20 protein-coding genes and 2 pseudogenes are annotated in these 19,134 nt (G+C 68.2%); 14 read left to right on the forward strand and 8 right to left on the reverse strand.

From position 1 onward, the window contains the following. From ABN028_RS17510 to ABN028_RS17520, 3 genes are all read left to right on the forward strand, one after another. Positions 1 to 1,050 (forward strand): endonuclease/exonuclease/phosphatase family protein, encoded by a 1,050-nt coding sequence (locus ABN028_RS17510; RefSeq protein ID WP_349697376.1) that lies wholly within the window; start codon positions 1 to 3, stop codon positions 1,048 to 1,050. Beyond that, the gene (locus ABN028_RS17515) at positions 1,047 to 1,895 is read left to right on the forward strand and encodes a hypothetical protein (protein ID WP_349697308.1); all 849 of its coding nucleotides are present in this window, start codon (positions 1,047 to 1,049) and stop codon (positions 1,893 to 1,895) included. Before ABN028_RS17510 ends, ABN028_RS17515 begins: the two co-directional genes overlap by 4 nt. A gap of 75 nt (positions 1,896 to 1,970) precedes the next feature. Further along, the gene (locus ABN028_RS17520) at positions 1,971 to 2,384 is read left to right on the forward strand and encodes a cupin domain-containing protein (RefSeq protein WP_349326135.1); all 414 of its coding nucleotides are present in this window, start codon (positions 1,971 to 1,973) and stop codon (positions 2,382 to 2,384) included. A gap of 37 nt (positions 2,385 to 2,421) precedes the next feature. Here ABN028_RS17520 and ABN028_RS17525 read toward each other — a convergent pair whose 3' ends face one another. The 3 genes from ABN028_RS17525 to ABN028_RS17535 all read right to left on the reverse strand — a co-directional run bounded on the left by ABN028_RS17525 (position 2,422) and on the right by ABN028_RS17535 (position 5,944). Continuing rightward, positions 2,422 to 3,774 carry an amidase gene (locus ABN028_RS17525; RefSeq protein WP_349697309.1) on the reverse strand — a complete coding sequence of 451 codons (1,353 nt, stop codon included), beginning with the start codon at positions 3,772 to 3,774 and terminating at the stop codon, positions 2,422 to 2,424. Between the two features lie 86 nt (positions 3,775 to 3,860). Continuing rightward, on the reverse strand, positions 3,861 to 4,610 hold the full coding sequence (locus tag ABN028_RS17530; protein WP_349697310.1) for a TMEM175 family protein: 750 nt from the start codon (positions 4,608 to 4,610) through the stop codon (positions 3,861 to 3,863). 5 nt (positions 4,611 to 4,615) lie between these two features. Then, positions 4,616 to 5,944, reverse strand: coding sequence for a CocE/NonD family hydrolase (locus ABN028_RS17535; protein ID WP_349697311.1), 1,329 nt, complete (start codon positions 5,942 to 5,944; stop codon positions 4,616 to 4,618). 260 nt (positions 5,945 to 6,204) lie between these two features. Here ABN028_RS17535 and ABN028_RS17540 point away from each other — a divergent pair, with 260 nt between their 5' ends. Then, a complete protein-coding gene (locus tag ABN028_RS17540) occupies positions 6,205 to 7,230 on the forward strand; it encodes a hypothetical protein (RefSeq protein ID WP_349697312.1) in 1,026 nt (341 codons plus the stop codon). A 214-nt stretch (positions 7,231 to 7,444) separates the two neighbouring features. Continuing rightward, positions 7,445 to 8,329: a peptidoglycan-binding protein gene (locus ABN028_RS17545; protein WP_349697313.1), complete on the forward strand. Its 885-nt coding sequence runs from the start codon at positions 7,445 to 7,447 to the stop codon at positions 8,327 to 8,329. 31 nt (positions 8,330 to 8,360) lie between these two features. Here the strand turns inward: ABN028_RS17545 and ABN028_RS17550 are convergent, their stop codons facing one another. Next, entirely contained in the window at positions 8,361 to 8,879 is a 519-nt protein-coding gene (locus ABN028_RS17550; RefSeq protein WP_349326141.1) for a DinB family protein, read from the reverse strand. Positions 8,880 to 9,067: 188 nt separating this feature from the next. Here ABN028_RS17550 and ABN028_RS17555 point away from each other — a divergent pair, with 188 nt between their 5' ends. The 3 genes from ABN028_RS17555 to ABN028_RS17565 all read left to right on the forward strand — a co-directional run bounded on the left by ABN028_RS17555 (position 9,068) and on the right by ABN028_RS17565 (position 10,560). Beyond that, positions 9,068 to 9,430, forward strand: a complete 363-nt coding sequence (locus ABN028_RS17555) for a GNAT family N-acetyltransferase (protein WP_349697314.1) — start codon at positions 9,068 to 9,070, stop codon at positions 9,428 to 9,430. A gap of 63 nt (positions 9,431 to 9,493) precedes the next feature. Then, a complete protein-coding gene (locus tag ABN028_RS17560) occupies positions 9,494 to 10,099 on the forward strand; it encodes a winged helix-turn-helix domain-containing protein (protein WP_349697315.1) in 606 nt (201 codons plus the stop codon). Then, positions 10,096 to 10,560 carry a HEPN domain-containing protein gene (locus ABN028_RS17565; RefSeq protein WP_349697316.1) on the forward strand — a complete coding sequence of 155 codons (465 nt, stop codon included), beginning with the start codon at positions 10,096 to 10,098 and terminating at the stop codon, positions 10,558 to 10,560. The genes ABN028_RS17560 and ABN028_RS17565 overlap by 4 nt, the downstream gene beginning before the upstream one ends. On the opposite strand, the gene ABN028_RS17570 is transcribed toward ABN028_RS17565, so the two are convergent. Beyond that, positions 10,547 to 11,008, reverse strand: a complete 462-nt coding sequence (locus ABN028_RS17570; RefSeq protein WP_349697317.1) for a GNAT family N-acetyltransferase — start codon at positions 11,006 to 11,008, stop codon at positions 10,547 to 10,549. The genes ABN028_RS17565 and ABN028_RS17570 overlap by 14 nt on opposite strands. Before the next feature lie 62 nt (positions 11,009 to 11,070). On the opposite strand from ABN028_RS17570, the gene ABN028_RS17575 reads away from it, so the two are divergent. Next, on the forward strand, positions 11,071 to 11,601 hold the full coding sequence (locus ABN028_RS17575) for a pyridoxamine 5'-phosphate oxidase family protein (RefSeq protein WP_349697318.1): 531 nt from the start codon (positions 11,071 to 11,073) through the stop codon (positions 11,599 to 11,601). 23 nt (positions 11,602 to 11,624) lie between these two features. After that, complete coding sequence (locus ABN028_RS17580) at positions 11,625 to 12,530, forward strand: phosphotransferase (protein ID WP_349697319.1); 906 nt, start codon at positions 11,625 to 11,627, stop codon at positions 12,528 to 12,530. A gap of 207 nt (positions 12,531 to 12,737) precedes the next feature. Here the strand turns inward: ABN028_RS17580 and ABN028_RS17585 are convergent. Both ABN028_RS17585 and ABN028_RS17590 read right to left on the reverse strand, forming a co-directional pair. Continuing rightward, a pseudogene (locus ABN028_RS17585) lies at positions 12,738 to 13,357 on the reverse strand (IS701 family transposase); the annotation flags it as partial. 11 nt (positions 13,358 to 13,368) lie between these two features. Further along, positions 13,369 to 14,184 (reverse strand): LLM class flavin-dependent oxidoreductase, encoded by an 816-nt coding sequence (locus ABN028_RS17590; RefSeq protein ID WP_349697320.1) that lies wholly within the window; start codon positions 14,182 to 14,184, stop codon positions 13,369 to 13,371. A gap of 146 nt (positions 14,185 to 14,330) precedes the next feature. Here ABN028_RS17590 and ABN028_RS17595 point away from each other — a divergent pair, with 146 nt between their 5' ends. From ABN028_RS17595 to ABN028_RS17605, 3 genes are all read left to right on the forward strand, one after another. Next, the gene (locus ABN028_RS17595; protein WP_349697321.1) at positions 14,331 to 14,708 is read left to right on the forward strand and encodes a GNAT family N-acetyltransferase; all 378 of its coding nucleotides are present in this window, start codon (positions 14,331 to 14,333) and stop codon (positions 14,706 to 14,708) included. Positions 14,709 to 15,045: 337 nt separating this feature from the next. Continuing rightward, on the forward strand, positions 15,046 to 15,591 hold the full coding sequence (locus ABN028_RS17600; RefSeq protein WP_349697322.1) for a dihydrofolate reductase family protein: 546 nt from the start codon (positions 15,046 to 15,048) through the stop codon (positions 15,589 to 15,591). A gap of 337 nt (positions 15,592 to 15,928) precedes the next feature. After that, positions 15,929 to 17,506, forward strand: a complete 1,578-nt coding sequence (locus tag ABN028_RS17605; RefSeq protein WP_349697323.1) for a carboxylesterase/lipase family protein — start codon at positions 15,929 to 15,931, stop codon at positions 17,504 to 17,506. 206 nt (positions 17,507 to 17,712) lie between these two features. Here the strand turns inward: ABN028_RS17605 and ABN028_RS17610 are convergent. Beyond that, a pseudogene (locus tag ABN028_RS17610) lies at positions 17,713 to 17,883 on the reverse strand (IS701 family transposase); the annotation flags it as partial. Between the two features lie 174 nt (positions 17,884 to 18,057). Here ABN028_RS17610 and ABN028_RS17615 point away from each other — a divergent pair. Beyond that, positions 18,058 to 19,074, forward strand: a complete 1,017-nt coding sequence (locus ABN028_RS17615; RefSeq protein ID WP_349697324.1) for a phosphotransferase enzyme family protein — start codon at positions 18,058 to 18,060, stop codon at positions 19,072 to 19,074. Positions 19,075 to 19,134 lie beyond the last annotated feature (60 nt).

The following is a 19,134-nucleotide window of genomic DNA, read 5'->3' on the forward strand; positions in this document are numbered from 1 at the left end:
ATGGGCGTTCAGGCGGCCGACGTACCCGTCCTGCCCGACGACGCGCCGACGGAGGGCACGGCGCAGGTGGAGCCTGAGCACGGGTCACCCGCACCGACGTGGATCCCCCGCCGACTCCTTGCACTGGTGGGTTGCGGACTCGCCCTCGCCGCCAGCGCGGCTCTGACTGCCGCACGGCTCCTTGGACTCGATGCGGGGACTGCCGTTGCCCTGCCCATGGCCGGCCTGCCGTACGTCGCCGCCGGTACGGCGATCGTCGCCCTGGTTCTGCTCGGGGTGAAGGCTCGCTGCCTGGCCCTGGTGGCAGCCGTCCTGCTGGGGGTGGAACTCGCCGTGGTTCTTCCGCGGTTCGTTCCGGACGCGAGGGATGTTCCGGCGACGGCGCCGAGGCTGCGGGTCGCGACGAGCAACGCCTACCAGGGCAGGATCGATGAGGCGGCGCTTGTCGACCTCGTGCGTACGGCCCGGCTGGACGTCCTCGCCGTGCAGGAGATGACGCCGGACAGCGCCCATGCCCTCGACGGCGCGGGTCTGCGGGACCTGATGCCGTATCGCATCGTGCGACCCGAAGCCGACACGGCGCTCTACTCTCGTCGGCCGCTGATCGACGCGCGAGCCCTCGACCGGCCCACCACCTGGCCTCAGGTGACGGCCGGGATCGACGTCGGCGGTCACGTCGTACGCCTCGTGGCGGTGCACACGTTCTATCCGGCCGGCGATCCGCGCCGCTGGGACCTCGACCTGCGGGCGTTGCGGGATGAGGCGACCGAGACCGGTGCGGACGCGGTGCTGCTCGGCGACTTCAACGCGACCCTCGACCACGCGCCGATGCGGTCGCTCCTGGACGCCGGTCTGGTCGACAGTCACGCGGAGCTCGGTCGCGGCTGGGCGCCAACCTGGCCGGCAGGGAGGCCGACGCTGCCGCCACTGATCCAGCTCGACCATGTGCTGCACGGCGACGGACTGGCCGCCGTCTCGGTGGAGGAACGCACGATCCAGGGAACGGACCACCGCACCATCGTCGCTGAACTCGCGGTCGTCGACTCATGACCGCCGCCGATCCGCGGGCAGGCGATGCCGAGGAGACTCCGTACACCTCGCCGCTCGCCTATCCAGGGACGACGCCATCCTCATCCGGACTGGTCGTCGGTCCCCGCTACCGCGAGATTCCCTGGGCGGCCGTTGCCGCCGAACTCGCCCGGTTGCAGGTCGCGCCCCTCGTGCACCGCACGCCCGTGGTCGCGGTCGGATCGAACGCCGCACCCGCGCAGCTCCGCGCCAAGCTCGCCCCTGCCGGGCGCTCCGCACGCGATCCGCTGGTCGTTCCCATGGCGTACGTCGAACTCCACGGCCTCGCCGCGGGTGTCTCCGCGCACGTGAGCCGGCCGGGCTACGTACCTGCCACGCCCGTACCCACCGATGGCGAGATGGGGCACGCCTTCGTGGTGTGGTTGGATCCAGTCCAGCTCGCCGCCGTGGACCGTACCGAGCCCAGCTATGACCGCGTCCGCCTGCCTGAAGCGTTCGGTGTCCTGGAGGCGGTCGGCGGCGCGCCGTTCGACGGGTGTGATGTCTACGTCAGCCGCCACGGTTGCCTGCTCGATACGCACGGACGTCCCCGCCGGTTGGTGGCGCAGCGGGCGTTGCTGCAGGCCCTGCTCGACGAGTCGGAGCAGTTGCGTGGCATCGCCGGCGAGTGTCCCGAGTCGTGGGTCACCGCGATGCGGGATAGGCAGGCACGCGCGGGTGCGCAGGCGATCTGGCGGAGCGAGGGTCGCGTGCGAGAATCCAGCGGAGCGTTGACAACGCCGCGCCGAAGCCGTAGAAACAAGGCGCCCCCGGGTAACCGTCTGACGGTACGCCCGGGGGACCAATCTCCCTCGCCGCTCAGCTGAGCTGTCGCGTGCCGAAGCGTCGCCCACCGAGCGTCGCAGGCTGTCGAGACCGTTGTCGTCGAAAGAGGGGCTCGCGTGCGGATCCGACCGGACGAACTGACCACCATGACGTTCGACTGGGGCTCGATCAAGTGGTTCGTGACGCCGCAGCGCATCGATGGCGCATCGTCGAGTCTCGGCGAGGTGATCGTCAATCCCGGCCGTGGACACGCCCGGCACAACCATCCCGACGCCGAAGAAGTCATCTACGTCATCTCCGGCGAGGCGCTGCAGATGGTCCACGACGAGGAACCGTTCGTGATCCGGGAGGGTGACGCGGTCCACGTGCCGACCGCGGCCTACCACTCGACGCTGAACACGAGCTGGCGCCCACTCCGGCTGATCGTGACGTACGTACCAGGCGGTGAGGAGCAGGCCCTGACCGGCGCACCCGACTTCGGACTCATCGAGCCGGGGGTCGCGCCGCAGTGGGACCGGTCGACCTCCTGACTTTGGCACTGGGGCCGTCCCGGTAGCCGTGTGAGCTTCACACCATGCCGGCGGCCGGCTGCCACCCTCCGGTCGCCGCCTCGACGGCGGCCGCCGCCCGGAGCGCCACGTCGTCGCGGAGCGGCCCGGCGATCAGTTGGACGCCGATCGGGAGTCCGCCGCGCGAGGTTCCTGCGCGAACGACGGCGGCCGGCCAGCCGAGCAGGCTCGACGGTGCCGTGTAGGTGAACTCCGGAACCCGTTGCTCGCGGTCCCCGCCACCCCCACCGTTCCCATCGGCGCCGCCTCCTCGCCGCGGCGCCGGGGATGCCTCGACCGGGCAGAGGATCAGGTCGTACGCCCGCATGAACGCCCCTGCCGACCGTTGGTAGTCCTGCCACCGGTCGAGGAGCCCGAAGTAGTCCCGCAGAGCCCCGTCGCCACCGCACCTGCGCCAGTAGTCGAGCGTGATGTCCCACGCCAGGTCGAGCTCGGGTGGCACGACCTCGGTCAGCCGGGCTCCGGCGTCGGCGAGGGCGTCGGCGGCCCGGCGTACCGTCGCGACGGTCTCCGCCGTCGCCGGAACGAGGCCGTTGTCGGCGTGGACGGCGACCCGCAGGCTTGCCAGCTCGACGGCACGCCAGTCGCCGAGCGGTACCGGCAGTGTCGTCGGATCGTGCCAGTCGGCGCCGCTGATGATCGACAGGGCCAGCCCGACGTCGGCCACGGTGCGGGCGAGGGGGCCGGCGACGGTGCGGGGGTCATACATCCCGTCGGCGTCCGTCGCGCGGGGCACGCGGCCGTTCGAAGGGCGGATCGTCGCCACCCCGCAGAAGTGCGCCGGCTGGCGCAGGCTGCCGCCGGAGTCGCTGCCCATGCCAAGTGGGGACACGCCGGCCGCGACGAGGGTCGCCTCACCTCCGCTGCTGCCTCCCGGCGTACAGCTGAGGTCGTACGGATTGTGTGTCACGCCGTAGTGGGCCTCGCGGTCGGTCCACAGGGTGGCCTTCGTGACCCCCACGAGGATCGCCCCGGCGGCCCGCAGCCGCGCGACGGCCGTGGAGTCCCGGGCGGGCGCGACGTCTCGATCGGCGGTCGGCCGGTCGGGGCGCGGTGGCATTCCGGGAGCGGTCCGCAGCTGGGCGGTCTCCGGCGACACGGCGTAGACGTCCTTCACGGTGAACGGGACGCCGTGCAGCGGTCCGGTCACCTCGCCACGCGCGGTCGCGCGGTCGGCCTCCAGCGCCTGTGCGACGGCGGAGTCGGCGATCTCGATCACGGCGTTGAGCGACGGATTGAGCCGCTCGATGCGCGCCAGGTGTGCGGTCACGAGGTCGTACGACGAGAGCGCGCCGCCCCGGATCAGCTCAGCGAGCCTGGTGACGGAGCCGTGGTGGAGGTCGCTGGTCAAGGCCTGTCTTCTCTGGGCTTCGGGGGCGCGAACCGTGTCGACGGCCGCGACGCGGCGGCTCATGCAACCAGGCGCCTGGGGTTGGGTCAACCAGAAATCGACGGGCCGTTCCCTGGCCGGTCCTGTCTCGTCCGGTTCTGACTCGCCCGGTTCTGACTCGCCCGGTCGTGTCGGCGCAGGAGGAATACGGCGATGACGCTGAGCAGGGGTACGGCCAACCAGACGTACGGCGCCAGGGCAGGCGCACTCAGGGCCACCGGAATCGAGGCGAGGAACACGATGACGACGATCAGCTGCATGACGAGCGGCCGGAGTCTGGCGGTCCCGGTGATCGGCGCGTGCGCGGGCCCGGCCTCCCGGGTCAGGTGGAGCCACATCAGGACCAGGACGGAGGCCAGGGCGGCGATCACGATCGCGTACAGCGTCGGCCCGACCGGCTTCGTCACGTAGTCCTCCAGCACGGAGGTCGGGAACGGGATCAGCGACACCATCGCGATGAACGCGAAGTTGAGCCAGAGCAGGGGCGCGTCGATCCGGGCGGCGTGCCGCATCACCATGTGATGGTGCCGCCAGAACAGACCGATCACCACGACGCTCAGCGCGAACGCCCAGAGATCGGGCACGGTGCGGTACAACTCTTCCCGGAGCGGGCCGTCGTCGAGTCCGGGTGTGATCCTGATGTCGAGCAGGATGATGGTCATCGCGATCGCCACGACCGCATCGACGATCGCGAAGACCCGCTCCACCGGCAGGACGACACGTGTTCCCTCGATGTGGAGCGGCGCGCCGATCCCTCCCGGGGTGACGGCCGGCTGCTCCTCCCAGTCCTCACCCATGCCGGCTATTGGCGCGGCACCGTGCGGGGGAAGAGCGTGCGGTCGAAGAACGTCGTGACCTCCTCCTCCCACGGCGCCGCGTGCAGGTCGTACGCCTGCGACGGGGGAGTGTCAGGAAGCTCCCACACGACCACGTTGGTGAGCGAGCCCTGCTGGTAGACGCGACTCGCGTCGATGCTGCCCTGCTCGCCGATCAACATGACCCATCGCGGAGCGATGTTCCTGATCGCTCCCTGCAGGCTCCGCGGGGGCAGGGCCTGACGCAGGACCGCGGTTCCGGCGTAGCTGATCATCTCGTTGAAACCCTGGGCCCAGCCCGCCGGACCGAATGGCAGGGTGACGGTATCGACCGGAGTCCTCCGGCCGGGCCCTTCGGCGACGACGGCGCTGACGCGATCGTCCGACGCCGCCTCGGTGAGGGCCGCCTCACCGCCTCGGCCGAGGCCGAACAGCCCGATCTTCGCCGGGTCCACGTCGTCACGCGACGACAGGAACGTCACCGCGGCGGCGATGTCGCGTTCCCGCCCCCAGCCCAGCGTCATCGCGTCGCCCTCACTGTCCCCGTGGCCGCGGGCGTCGAAGAGCAGGACGCCGTAACCCATGCGGGCCAGCGCCACGGCATGGACGAGCACGCTCGACCGGGTGCCGCCACTGTCGTGCATGAGGACCACGGCCGCGTGGTTGCGGGAGGGTACGTACCAGCCTTGCAGGACGAGCCCGTCGTTGGTCAGGAGTTCTATGTCGTCATAGGCGAGTCCGCGGTCGGCGGGTGTGGTCAGGCCCAACATGGTCGGCGGCGGGTTGACCCCGGCCACGGTCGTCACCAGCGGCGTCATCACGAACAACAGGCTCAACGGGATGCAGGCGAACACCAGCAGGCGCGCGCGGAACGGCATCGTCCGCAGCAGCGTGATCAGCCCGAGGACGAGCACGGTGAGTCCCACCAGCAAGGCACACAGGCCGGCGGCGGAACGGAGAGACAGTCCGTCCTCCACGGCGTGCGGGATGCCGATCCCTGCGCCGAGCACGGTTCCGGCCGTACCGAACGCGATCGCCAGGCTCGCCCGTGGCCGAAGGTCCGCCCAGCGGTCGGCGAGCACTGCCCAACCGGTGACACCGAGCGCGCAGAGGACCCGGCTGACGCCGCCCACGATCGAACCGCCCGGCGCGAGGATGACCGCGAACGTGACGCCGAGCAGGATGAAACCCTGGGGAAGGAGCGTCAGAGGCCGGCTCCGCCCGCGTCGCGCCCGTGGTGGACGGCTGCCGAACCTCAGCCGGAGCCCGCGTACCCGCCGCTTCCTTGCCGGACGTTCGGGCGCCACCACCACCACGGCCGACCTCCTCGAGCAACAGGGGCTTTCTGTCGCACAGCTCTCGTTCGCCAGAAGGTGAGAGGCACCCACCGGCGTCGGCGCTGTGCCGGTCGCGGCCTCGCCGATGGGTGCCATCACTACGATGCGGCCCGGCACCGCCTGGTCCTAGGGCCGAAAGATGCGGTGGGGAGCCGGATGGTCCCTGCTCGTGAAGGCCCAGGGTCACGCGTTGTCATCCGTTGCGGGTAAAGAGGTTTGAGTCAAGTAAGCTCTGGCCGGTGTCGACGTCGAGAGGCCGTACGCACAGGGCCGTCCGCGAGGCTGCACGACAGGCAGCCGTGCGGACCCTCTCCGCCGTGCCGGTCGGCCGGTGGTTCGAGCCACGGGCGGAGGGTCAACCGTTACGCAACGTCGTCGTGGTCACCGGCCCGCACCGCTCGGGCACGACGATCATGGGCCGGCTGCTCCTCCACGCACCGCACACCTTCCTGGTCCACGAGCCGCTGAACCTCGACTGGGGGCTCGTCGGAGTTCCCCAGCGCTTTCCGTACCTCACCCCGTCCGACACCGCTCATCCGGCGGCCCAGGTCCTGCGGCGGTTCCTGCGGACGGGCGAGGGCCAGTGGCTCGGTCACGGCAAGCCGCTCCCCGCCAACCACCAGCGCATGCGGACGAACCGGGACAACATCCGGACCCTGCGTCCGTTCGGGTTCACGGTGATCGTGAAGGATCCGTTCCTCCTGCTCGCGCTCGGGTGGGCCAACCATGCGCTCAGCATGAACCCGATCGTGGTGACGCTCCGCCACCCCTGTGCCTGGGTCGCCAGCCTGCAACGACGGTCGATGCACCCGCGCGCGGCGCTGGAGTCGTTCCGGGCGCAGGAGGGGTTCGGCGATCCGGTCGTGACCGAGATCCTCGCGCGGCGCGCCTGGGAGGAGGCCGACCTCGTACCCGCCGGCGCCGCCACCTGGGCCTGTCTGGTCCGCATGCTCAACGTGCAACTCGACGCGGGAGCGAGGGCGGAGGTCGTCCGGATGGAGGACTTCGCGGTCGATCCGTACTCCGTTCTGCTCCAGACCTATCGCCGCTGCGGGCTGGGCGTACCCCGGAATCTGGAGCGGATCGTGGAGGAGTACACCGGCGCCCACAACGTCGTCACCCCCGACCAGCCGGTGCTGCATGTGCTGCGGCGCAACAGCTCCGCACTGGTCAACGCGTGGCGCACGCGCCTGACCGAAGATGACCAGAAGGTGATCCGGGAGATCACCGAACCCGTCGCCACCCGGTGGTACGACACCTGGTGAGCGCGGTCCGGCCGGGTCGGTCGGCGGTGTGGTGGAACCCGTACCTGGCGGATGTCCCAGATTGGTGGGATCAGAACTGGATCACTGCCGCGAACGCCCCTAGGCTCTGCGGCGGTGCATGACAGGGCGTGCATCGCGACACGGCAGGGCCGATGGCTGGGCCACACGGCATGGCCTTGCTGGGCCACACGGCTGGGCACACGGGAGGGGTCTCATGGCACGGCGTGTCCCGTTGGAGACAGACCTTGGCGATATCCGTGCACACACGAAGGCGGTGTTCGAGGAGTTCGCCGCGAGGTACGAAATCTACTTCGCCTGGGGTATCGGCGCCTCCGGTGACCACAAGGCCGGCAAGGCACTCGACCTGATGGCCTACTCCCGCGGCGGCGGTCCTGACAACCCGGGACCGATTCGTACGGGCTGGAACAAGACCGTCGCGGAGTACGCCTGGGCCAACCGCAAGCGACTCGGCATCGACTACGTCATCTACGACCAGCTGATCCAGTCGAACAACCCGGACGGCTACGCCTATGGCGGCTGGCACGACTACCCGGGTGAGTCGCACGCCAACCACGTGCACATCTCGTTCGAGGAGAAGCCGCCGGCCTACCGGCCACCAGGACCGTCGCCGTACATCGCCTTCCCCGGTGCCGCCCACTTCCGGATCGGTCGCAGGAGCAACACCATCGGCCGGATGAACATGCGGCTGGCGGCGACGGGACACGACGCGCCCGAGACCCGCGAGTTCACGACGGCGAGCAAGTCGGCGTACGCGCACTACCAACGCAGCCTCGGCTACACCGGCGACGACGCCGACGGGATCCCCGGCGAAACGTCGTGGGCGAAGCTACGGGTCCGCAAGAACGGGCCACTTCCACCCGGGTCCACAGCTGAACTGGAGGACGCAGTCATGGCAGGCCTTCCCGCCCAACAGGTGCAGGTCGAAGGAGAGTCCGCGATCTTCGCCGTCACGTTCGCAGGCGCGGTCCACATCAAGAACCAGACGCACCTGGAGTTCCTCGTCGCGCAAGGTTGGGTGACCGAGGACCGAAAGACGATCAGCAGGGCCCAACTCGCCGAACTGCGCGAAGACGAGTAACGACACCACGCAAAGGGGCCTGGCCTTGCTGTCAGGCCCCGACTGTCCCGTCGATACCCTCGCGCAGGAAGTCGGCGTGGCCGTTGTGGCGGGCGTACTCATGAATCAGGTGCAGCATCACCAGTCGCAGCGACACATCCTCGCCCCACTTGGCCTGATGGCCGGTCACGTCGAGCGACTCCGCCTCGGCCTCGATCCTTCGAGAGTGGACGACTTCGGCCTGCCAGGCGTCGAACGCCTCCGACCTGGTGGCCTTCGAAGCGTCGTACGCCACCTGGAAATCTCCCTCGGGCGACCACACGAGGGGAATGTCCTCACCGGCGATCACCCGGCGGAACCACGTCCGTTCCACCTCGGCCATGTGGCGCACCAGACCAAGCAGGGAAAGCGTCGAGGGTGGCATCGACTGTCGCCGCAGGTCCTCGTCGGACAGGCCGTCGCACTTCATCGCAAGGGTCGAGCGGTGAAAGTCCAGGTAGGCACGCAGCATCCCGCGTTCGCCTGCGATCAAGGGCGGCGCGACGCGTTCGGTGGTGACCGCTGGGTCCATGGCACGAGCATGACAGTTCCGGTCGCCGGGACAGGGATCGGGTTCAGTCCGGCGGGCTCCCTCGCGAGTTGGCCCGACGCTCAGATAATCATTTGCGCCGGATCGGTTGCTGCCCGCAACCTGTGGCGATGCCGGCAGCTGGACCTGGGACCGCGATCATGCCGTTCGAGGCAGGGCATGCTTCGGGCGTGTCCGCCCTGGCCGAGGCCGAGGGGTGGCCGACATTCTCCGATCCTGACCGGGTGCTGCGGCTCTCCGCCGCGCCCGGCGTCTTCTCCAGGGTCGCGGTCCGGGAGGGGCGCGTGGTGGGTGCGGCACACCTGCTGAGCGACGGTCACCATGCGTACCTGACCTTCCTGGCGGTCGCCATCGACCACCGCAGAGGAGGCGTGGGACGGCGGCTGATCGGTGAGCTGTTCAGGGCCAGCGGGGCCGAGCGGATAGACCTGTTGTCGACACCGGAGGCCAACGCGTTCTACCAGAGTCTGCCCAACAGTGCGCTCGCCGGCTTCCGGCTCCATCCGGGGCAAAGCGGCTCGTTCGACCCGTAGCGGGACGACGCATTGGCGTGTCGCCGCTGGACGTTCCCGTTAGATGGGTTATATCTTCCAGTTATGCGTAGCGAGGCGCCGCCACTGCTGCCGATCTTCCGATCCCGGGCCCAGGCCGATCTGCTGACCCTGCTGCTGCTGCACCCGGAGCGGGACTACACGGTCACCGAGGTGGCCAGCCGGCTGGGACTACCCCTGACGACGCTGCACCGTGAGGCGCAACGCCTGGTGGACGCGGATCTGCTGGTTGGGCGGACGGTGGGCCGGTCAAGGTTGCTCCGCGCCAACACCGGCCATCGGGCATTCGGGCCGTTGCAGCAGCTCCTGACCGTGACGTTCGGGCCGCACACCGTGGTGGCCGACGAGTTCGCCGGGCTTGAGCGGGTGGACCTCGTGTTGATCTACGGTTCGTGGGCCCGGCGGTACGACGGTGAGACGGGGCCGATGCCCCAGGACCTGGACGTGCTCGTGGTGGGTCGCCCGGACCGTGCCAGCGTCTACGAGGCGGCAGAGCGGGCCGAGCAGCGCCTGGGATTCGCGGTGAACCCGACCATCAGATCCGTTCAGCGGTGGCGGGATGCCGGGGACGCGCTGGTCGAGCAGGTCAAGTCCAGCCCGACAGTGACCGTGATCGACCGCGACCAACCCGCTGAGAGGGGAGAGCCATGAGCAGGTGGCGGTCAGGAGAGGCCGAGATCGAGCGGTTCCTTGCCGAAGCCGGACTGCAGGACGTCAGCGGCGCACAGGCCGATGGGGGCGCATGGCTCACCCGCGCGCGTCGTACTGTGCAGACCGCCGCCTCGCTGGTCGACACCGATCCCGAAAGCGCCTACGTCCTCGCCTACGACGCCGCGCGCTACGGATGCACCGCCCTGCTCGCGCAGCAGGGCCTGCGTCCGACCACCGCCGGCGGACATCTGGTGGTGGAGCGGGCGGTCCGCGCGCAGTTCGGTGATCCGTTCAAGGCGTACGGCATGCTACGGCGTCGTCGCAACGAACTGGAGTACCCGAGCCATCCCGGGGACAGAGCCGACAAGGAGGAGGCCGACGGGGCCGTGACCGCAGCACGAGGGATCATCGACGCGGTCGAGCGACTTCTTCCGCATCTGGGCTTCTTCATGACCCACTGAGGTCGCCTGCGTGCCACTCCATCGTCACGCGTGGATGCTCACCACCGACAACGCCGAAACCCAGGCGCGCATAGAGGTTACGGGCCGGATTGTCGGCGAAGACACTGAGTCGTACGGGCACGCGCCGGCGATGAGCCTCCTCGAGGATGCGACGAAGAAGGTGGGTGCCGATGCCACGCCCCTGCGCCTGCGGGACGAGGGCGAGTTCCTCGAGGAAATCGAGATCCTCCTGGTGGAGAACGCACAGATAGCCGATCGGATCGCCCCACTCCTCGACGATCTCGAAGGGCAGTCTCCCCAGCTCCTCATTGGTGGCTGCGCGTTGCTGGGCGTCGTCCCAGCCCGAGATCCTCTCCACGTACGCACGGAACGTCGTTCGTCGGGTCGCGAAGATGAAGTCCCCATCATCCGGTCCGGCAGAACGCGTCCGAATGCCGGCGAACCTCATCTGCCGAGCCTACGCGTCGATGGAGAGAGCGCCCTGTCGGTGGAGAGGTGTAGTCAGGATCGATGAACTGGTCTGAGCTGACAGAGCGTCAACCTGCGCTCGCCACTGTTGCGTACGGGAAACTCATCAAGCCCGGTGTGCTCCTGGTGGGCACGACCCGACGCGACGGCACGGCACGCATCAGTGGCGTCGAACCGCTGCTCATGGATGGCGACCTGTACCTGTCGATGATGCGGACGTCCACCAAGGCACACGACCTGCATCGCGATTCGCGGATCCTGCTCCACAGCGTGGTGACCGGCCCAGAGCCGGCGGCCGAGATCAAGGTGCGCGGCTCGGTACGCCGCGAGAACGAACGTGCCGTGCACGAGCGCTATGCCGACGCGGTCGCCAGCCAGATCGGGTGGCAACCCGTGGTGGGCGAGTTCACGCTTGTCGCGGTGGGCATCGACGAGGTGAGCTATGTCAGCTACGACGCGGACAATGGTGCCCAGCACGTCGCTCGGTGGCCAGCTGGCATCGAGTACGTCCGAGCGGCGACCACTCCGACCAGCCTCGGACCTCCAGAGCCTGTCCAGCGACTACTTCGTTGACGGCACGACGCGGGAGGCGTCCAATGTCCGTGGAGATTCCGGCGTCCGTGCTCGTCAACCTGACGGGGCGGGACACGAGCAGCGTCGTCAACCTCACCACCCACCCGATGCATGGCGGTACCGGCGCGGCGACCGCAGCGGTCGCACGGCTGACCATCCAGACTCGCGAGCGCGACGGCCGCCGACTCGACGAGCTCAGGGTCATCCGCAAGACGTTCCGTCCCTTGAGTTCGGGTAGGCACCGGCATGGCGCTCGCGAGCCGTCCCATTGGACGTACTGGAAGCGGGAGCTCCTGGCCTACGGCTCGGGTGTGTTGCCGGCCGGCCCCGGCCTGCGCGCCCCGCGGTGCTACGGGGTGTCCGGGTCGACGATCTACCTCGAGGATGTGGGCGACAGGCCCGCGGACGTGCGTACGTCAGCTCGTCAGCTCGGCGCGTGGCAGGCCCTCGCCGAGCCGCCGAACGTGGCATGGCTGAGCGGGCACCAGCTGTCCCAGCGGATCGAAGCATCCGATCTCGACTGGTCGAACGTCCGCTCAGACAACAGGGTGAAGTGCTTGTGGGACGCACGTCACGACCTCCTCGCCGAGCTGGCAGAGGTTGCTCCGGTTCTGTCTCATGGTGACTTTCATCAGGCGAACCTGCGGGCGTACGGCTCGGATACGGCGACGCTCGACTGGGGGACTCTCGGGCTCGCGCCTGTAGGGGCTGACCTTGCCCACCTGGCGCTGAGCACGCAGCGGGATCTCTTGGCCGAGTATCTCTCCGGTCTCAACGGGACGTTTTCCGCGCACGTGGTCGTCCGCGCTTACCGCATCACCTTGGCGCTCGTCGGCTCGAGCCGCGTCCACTGGATGCTCAACGAAGGGATCGACGTACCGGATGGATACGTCGACTTTCTCTGGGACAACCGCCCGCGCCCGCGGTGAAACCCCTACGCCAGCCGTCGCGGCTGACCTAATACTGCAACGGCACTTGTGGGAGTGGATGTCCTCGTCGTTGGTAGTGGCTTTCGCGGGCTTGGTGTTGGCGTCGTCGTCGCCAGTGTGACCATCCCCAGATGTGATCGGGTTCGGGGACGTGTCGCAAGATCAGATTGACGAGGAGTCGGCGGATCTCCGGTAGCGTGTAATTGATCATGTTTTGTTCTGCTGGGCTGGTTTCCCTTTTATGGCAGGGGCTTTCGTGACGGCTAGCCAGGCGAGAGCGAGCATCGAGAGGGTGATGTGGGCGTACCAGGCGTGGTAGGTGCGTACCTGGTATGGTCCAGTCCGGCCTCGTTCTTGGCCTGTTGGAAGCATTCCTCGATTCGCCACCGTGATCCGGCGACCCGCGCCAGATCGGCCAGTGTTGCCCGGCGTGGGCCGTAACAGACGTAGTAGGCGATCTCGCCGTCGCTGATCGATCGGCGGGCCAGCAGCCAGTGGCCGCGGCCTGCCTGCCAGCCGATCCGGATCGGGGTCCGGGCCCAGTCATAGGTGCGAGGCCCGTGCGCGCCCGCCCCGATCGAGAAGCGTCGCGATGCCCGAGCCGGGAGCTGTGCGATGAGTTCGTCGACCCGCCCATCGCCGCCAGCGCCTGTGATGACGGTGTCGTTGCACTTGGTGGCCAGCACATGGGCTGCGTCGTGTTCTTCCAGCCACGCACGTAGGTAGTTGGCCTGCCCGTACGCCTCGTCGGCGGTGACCCAGGCGACCGGCACACCCGCGTCGAATGCGCGCTGAAGCATGCCGATGGCCTGCCGCGGCTTGGTCGCAAGCGGTGGTGCTAGCCGGCCGGTGGGCCGTTGGCGATGCGTTTGAGCAGATCATCCGGCGAGAGTTCCGAGCCGTCCTGGAACCACCAGGTGACGCCGGCTTGTTCGTACTCCTTCGCCGGTGCGGCGGCCGGCGCGGCGGCGTTGTTCGGCGACCAGATCGCAATGTCGCCGTCGGCGTGACCGCCGGCTCGGATGAACTCGGCGCGGATCCCGCGGACTTCGGACGGCGTTGGCAGCCGGAAGTCGTCGGTCTTGTCACGCATCTGCGGGAACAAGCCGTTGGCGTTCCGCGCGCCACGGACGGGTGCCTTTCGTGGCCAGAACCCGCTCGTCCACACAGGGACGTCCGTGGGCGGGAATCGGACGCCGGTGGCCTTGTAGTACGTCCCGATGTGCTCGACAGGCTCACCAGACAGCAGCGCGTGGATCAGCGTGGCGCCCTCGTCAAGCCGCGCGGCGAGCTCAGAGCGCTTCGCTGACTCGCCGTGGTTCGTGTAGTCCCACCCGACACCTGTTCCGAGGCCGAGGATCAGCCGGCCCCCTGACAGAGACTGCAGCGTGCCCGCCTCCAGTGCGAGCTTCGCCGGTCGGCGTCGCGGTAGCGGGACGACCATCGGCCCGAGTTGGATGGTCCTTGTTGCCTGGGCGATCGCGGCGAGCACTACCCACGGGTCGGCGACCGGCGGGTCATACTGGCCCGGACTGATGAGGTCCCACATGAAGTAGCCGTGCCAACCTGCGGACTCGGCGGCGACCGCCAGGTCGCGGAGGACGGCCGGGTCGCCGTACGCACCGAACGACGGGACATAGATTCCATAGCGCATGATCGCCTCCAACCTCCCCGGTTCCTCGGCTATTCCGCCGCTCCGACTTGCTAACCGGATTACCAACAGGAGCGCAGGACGACCATGGACAGCAGCCGACTGGATTGACCGATCGAACCCCTCTGTCCCGCCTCACCTCGACAACGATGACCCGCGAGCAGCGCGACGGGTTCGTCATCGTCATAGAGGCCGGGACTTCCGAGCGCGGGCACGGTATGTGGGCTGTGAAGTTGGCTGAGACGGGTGAGTTCATCGGCTGCGCGGGGCTGCTCTACCAGACGTTCGATGCTCACTTCACGCCCGCGTTCGAGATCGCGTACCGATTTGCCCGCAGCGCATGGGCCAGGTTATGCGACCGAGGCGGCGAAGGCGGCTCTGGCGTACGCATTCACCAGCGTCGGCATCACCACGATCGGTCGATGACGGCAGTGTCGAACACGCGGTCGCACGATCCGGCGGACGACTTCGACCACCCGCGGCTTTCCCACGCCATGCACTGCGCCCGCACGTGTTGTACCGCCTGAGCGTCGACCAGTGGCGTTCGCGCCACCCGACAAGGCAGCCGTGACAACCGCCGCACCCGTGGAAAGCTGGCGTGCCGGGCCCGAGGTGCTAACCCGTACGATGCTGTACGCGTAGAGGGGAGGCCGGCCCATGGTGACCACGGCCGACCCGGCTGCCACGTACCTACGTCGGTCGACGTATTCCCACCGCCGCTTCCAGGCGTACGTCGTGTGCCAGGGGCTGTGAGAACCTCGCCAGGTCGGTCCGCGATGCTCGCGGTCGACGTCGAGCAAGTTCGGATCAACTGAGTACGTCGTCCATCAGCCCGTTTCGGGTGCCCAGAAGGAGTTTCGTCGCATGCGCAAGATCTACGCAGGACTGTTCAGCTCGATCGACGGTGTGGTCGAGGCGCCCGACCAGTGGCAGCCAAGTTTCGACGAGGAGATGGGTGCGGCGTTGGCCCGCATGCTCGACGGACAGGACGCCGTGCTGCTCGGCCGGGCGACGTACTCCGAATGGGCGGAGTACTGGCCGACATCGACCGACGAACCGTTCGCCAGCTTCATCAACAACACCCAGAAGTACGTCGCCTCCACCACTCTCGACTCGGTGGACGAGTGGTCGAACAGCACGCTGATCAAGGGCTCGCTGACCGACTTCATCGCAGACCTGCGCCAGCAGGACGGCGGCACCATCGGCGTAGCAGGCAGCATTGGGCTGGTCCGATCACTGATCGAGCAAGGGCTGCTCGACGAACTCACCCTGATGATCAGCCCGGTCGTCGCCGGCGGGGGTCTCAGGCGGCTTTTCGCCGACGACTCCGCGCTGACGACGTTCGACCTGCTCGAAGCCCAGCCGACCAGCAGTGGGGCACTGATCGCGACCTATCGCCCCGTCCGGTAGCCGTACAGGATCGGCCACGCCGGTGACAACCGGAGTGGCCGATCAGGGGCTCCACACCATCGTCTGCTGGTGCAGACGACGCCCGTTCGCGCGGAGGCCCGGCACCTGCGGCGCTGGTGGATCCGAAGGCGAACTGGGTTGCCACCGGTGCCTGATCGTCCTGGCCTGGCGCGGAATCAAGCACCGGCTCCGCGAGTGCATCGGTCGCACCTCGTTGTGGCTCTTGACGATGAGATCGACGGGGCATCTCTCGGATGGGATGTACGTCCTGTGACGTAGCGGAAGTGGGGACTGTCGACGTACGCGCCGATTGTCCAGGCCGACAAGACTTGCCGGTATGTCGATTCGCGCCCGTGCCATGTCTCTGCTCGCGGTCGCTGTAGTTGCGGCTGCGACTCTTGTCGCTTCGCCGGCTTCGGCCGTCCCACGCCATCCAGGCCCGGGCGTGGTCCGCGTGGAGTCCGGGTGGCTGCGCGGCAGCGTCACCGATGACCACGTGAACTACTCCGCCGTCCCGTACGCCGCGCCCCCTGTCGACGGGCGCAGATGGCGACCGCCGGCACGTCCGCGGGCCTGGTCTGGGGTCCGCGACGCCACGAGGCCGAGTCCGTACTGCCCGCAGGGCGGACCCGAGGGCATGGTGGGTACGGAAAACTGCCTCTATCTCGACGTCACCCTGCCCACGGATGTCCGACCGGGGGAGCGGATTCCAGTCCTGGTATGGCTGCACGGCGGCGGCTTGAACTCCGGCGGTGCGCGGGAGCACGACGGCGCGCGGCTCGCGACCTCGGGCCGCCTGATCGTTGTCACGGTGAACTACCGGCTCGGTGCGCTCGGCTTCCTTGCCTCGCCCGCGCTGGAGCACGGCGAAGGGAACTATGGACTCATGGACCAGGCCGCCGCACTGCGCTGGGTGCGCCGCAACGTTGACAACTTCGGCGGCGATCCGGACAACGTGACGCTGGCAGGCCAGTCCGGCGGCGCCCGAGCTGTGTGTGCCCAGCTTGCCTCGCCGATATCGCGTGGCCTGTTCCACCGGGCGATTACGCAGAGCGGTGCCTGCGACAACCGGGTGCCAACCCTGGTCGATGCCCACGCGTTCGGCGCCCGGGCCGCCGAGGATCTCGGCTGCGACATGGCGGCCGATGTCGCCGCCTGTCTTCGCGAGCGCACCCCGGCCGAGCTCCTCACAACGCTCGCAGGCGTCGGCTGGCAGCTCAACGGTCGGGTGAGCGACCGGCCGTGGAACCCGGTCGCCGGTACATCGGTGCTACCGCAGCAGCCGGGCGACGCGCTGCGCTACGGATCGGCCGCTCGGGTCCCGCTCATGGTTGGCGGCACCCGGGACGAGATGCGGTCGTTCGTCTCAGGTAGAGCGGCGCTGACCGAGCAGGAGTACCGCGCGATGATCACCCAGACATTCGGGGACAGGGCCGGCGTCGTACTCGCGGAGTATCCGCTTACCGACTATGACAACCCGGCGCTCGCCCTGTCGGCGGTGCTCAGCGACTGGGGCGGTGCCATCGGCGCTTGTCCCGTACTGCGCACGGCCGAGGCCGCCGCCGCGCAGCAGCCGGTTTACGCCTACGAGTTTGCCGAGGACAGCGGTCAGGACCGAAACGGGTTCCCGATGGGCTCCTATCATGGCCTGGACCAGCCATACCTGTGGGACCTCGACCCCCTCTGGCCGAACCCGTACCCGGAGCTGTCCGCTGATCAGGATCGGCTGTCGGCGACGATCGTCGACTATTGGTCGGCGTTCGCCGGCACTGGCAACCCGAACGGTCCCAGCCGGGCGCCCTGGCCCGAGTTCGGCACGGCAGGCACCGTGATCGGGATGTCGACTGGTGGCATCGGCCCGACGCCGTACGCCACCGACCACCGCTGCGGTTTCTGGGCCGGACTCCCACACTGACCCCGGCTAGCAACACACCTATCGCGGTTAATACTGCAACGGCACTTGTGGGAGTGGATGTCCTCGTCGTTGGTAGTGGCTTTCGCGGGCTTGGTGTTGGAGTCGTCGTCGCCAGTGGGACCATCCCCAGATGTGATCGGGTTCGGGGGCGTGTCGCAAGATCAGATTGACGAGGAGTCGGCGGATCTCCGGTAGCGTGTAATTGATCATGTTTTGTTCTGCTGGGCTGGTTTCCCTTTTATGGCAGGGGCTTTCGTGACGGCCAGCCAGGCGAGAGCGAGCATCGAGAGGGTGATGTGGGCGTACCATGCGCGGAAACTGCGGGCCTTGCAGTGGTCCAGTCCGGCCTCGTTCTTGGCCTGTTGGAAGGACTCCTTGCGTTCGTTGATCTCGGCGACGACTGCTGTCGGCGCCCACGGATTCTCGGACTCTCTGAACTCCGGCCGGTGCCCCTCCACGTCGCCTCCGAACTCGTCTGGGGAGAACTCGTTACGGTAGTGGTGCCCGCCGACGGCACCCATAGTGAGTCGAGTCGCTCGAGGAGAGAGACCATGGCCGGCCAGCCGTCCCGTGGAACGATGTCCCGCGAGCTGATCGATGCCGTCAGCGCAGCCTACGGTCTGCCATCCACGGCGGAGTACCGGGAACTCGGGGACTCGTTCAACCTCAACATGCTCGTATCGCATGGGGATGAGCGGCTGGTCGTACGAATGTACCGGCCGTCGATGACCGCACCACGGTTGGCGGCCGTGCAGAAGGTCCGCCGATTCCTGATCGATGCTGGCATTCCGTTCGCACCTCTCCGGCCGACGCTCGATGGCAGCGACTGGTGTGAGTTCGGGGGCCGACTGATCGAGGCGGACGAGTTCGTGCCGTCGGAGACGTACATGGAGTCCCTCGCGCACATCGGCCTGGCGATGCCCGTGCTCGCGCAGATCCACAACCGGCTCAGCCTCGCCAGTGTCGACGAATCGGCCGCCCACGCTCCTGTGGCCAATCACGTCGACGCCGGTCGTGTGGTCGACGTGGTAGGGGCATGGGTGGCCGCGCTGCGCGCCGCCGAATTGTCGAACGAGGACTTCCGGTACGCCGAGGTCGCCGAGACGTTGGCGCAGCAGGTGCAGAGAGCCGAGGCAGGTCTCGTCGACCTGCTGCCCCGCCAGCTCGTCCACGGTGACTTCTGGGACGACAACGTGAGGTTCACGGGCTCCCGGATCGTCCTCATCACGGACCTGGACTTCATGGGCTACCGGCCCCGGATCGATGACCTTGCGTTGACGCTCTTCTATGCCAACGAGCGACTCGGGCGCGACGACACGTCGGTCCGGCGGCGTTGCCAGCTGCGAGAGCTCGTCGATGCCTATGACGAAACGCTCACTGAACCGCTCTCGAGAGCGGAACGCCACGCACTGCCGTACGCCATCGCACGCACCACGCTGTGCTTCACTGACCAACCGGCACACAGCGATGCGAGATGCGCGACTGAGCTGATTCGCCGTCGGGGTCCCGCCTGGGTGTGGGCGTCGGCGGCGATCAACGACTCAGGGTGGACGACCGCATTCGCCTAGGCACCATCATGAGTCTCGTCCTAGAAGTAGCTCGGAATAATGCCGTGTGGATTCACGGTC

Source organism: Actinopolymorpha sp. B17G11, assembly GCF_040196095.1.
Classification (GTDB): Bacteria; Actinomycetota; Actinomycetes; order Propionibacteriales; family Actinopolymorphaceae; genus Thermasporomyces.

Excerpts from the sequence above, each read along its gene's own strand:
- ABN028_RS17605 (WP_349697323.1), top strand. The coding sequence starts at position 15,929 with ATGTCGATTCGCGCCCGTGCCATGTCTCTGCTCGCGGTCGCTGTAGTT.
- ABN028_RS17530 (WP_349697310.1), bottom strand. The coding sequence starts at position 4,610 with ATGGGTGAGGACTGGGAGGAGCAGCCGGCCGTCACCCCGGGAGGGATC.
- ABN028_RS17565 (WP_349697316.1), top strand. The coding sequence starts at position 10,096 with ATGAGCAGGTGGCGGTCAGGAGAGGCCGAGATCGAGCGGTTCCTTGCC.
- ABN028_RS17595 (WP_349697321.1), top strand. The coding sequence starts at position 14,331 with ATGACCCGCGAGCAGCGCGACGGGTTCGTCATCGTCATAGAGGCCGGG.
- ABN028_RS17510 (WP_349697376.1), top strand. The coding sequence starts at position 1 with ATGGGCGTTCAGGCGGCCGACGTACCCGTCCTGCCCGACGACGCGCCG.
- ABN028_RS17590 (WP_349697320.1), bottom strand. The coding sequence starts at position 14,184 with ATGCGCTATGGAATCTATGTCCCGTCGTTCGGTGCGTACGGCGACCCG.
- ABN028_RS17545 (WP_349697313.1), top strand. The coding sequence starts at position 7,445 with ATGGCACGGCGTGTCCCGTTGGAGACAGACCTTGGCGATATCCGTGCA.
- ABN028_RS17560 (WP_349697315.1), top strand. The coding sequence starts at position 9,494 with ATGCGTAGCGAGGCGCCGCCACTGCTGCCGATCTTCCGATCCCGGGCC.
- ABN028_RS17550 (WP_349326141.1), bottom strand. The coding sequence starts at position 8,879 with ATGGACCCAGCGGTCACCACCGAACGCGTCGCGCCGCCCTTGATCGCA.
- ABN028_RS17600 (WP_349697322.1), top strand. The coding sequence starts at position 15,046 with ATGCGCAAGATCTACGCAGGACTGTTCAGCTCGATCGACGGTGTGGTC.
- ABN028_RS17570 (WP_349697317.1), bottom strand. The coding sequence starts at position 11,008 with ATGAGGTTCGCCGGCATTCGGACGCGTTCTGCCGGACCGGATGATGGG.
- ABN028_RS17515 (WP_349697308.1), top strand. The coding sequence starts at position 1,047 with ATGACCGCCGCCGATCCGCGGGCAGGCGATGCCGAGGAGACTCCGTAC.
- ABN028_RS17615 (WP_349697324.1), top strand. The coding sequence starts at position 18,058 with ATGGCCGGCCAGCCGTCCCGTGGAACGATGTCCCGCGAGCTGATCGAT.
- ABN028_RS17575 (WP_349697318.1), top strand. The coding sequence starts at position 11,071 with ATGAACTGGTCTGAGCTGACAGAGCGTCAACCTGCGCTCGCCACTGTT.
- ABN028_RS17580 (WP_349697319.1), top strand. The coding sequence starts at position 11,625 with ATGTCCGTGGAGATTCCGGCGTCCGTGCTCGTCAACCTGACGGGGCGG.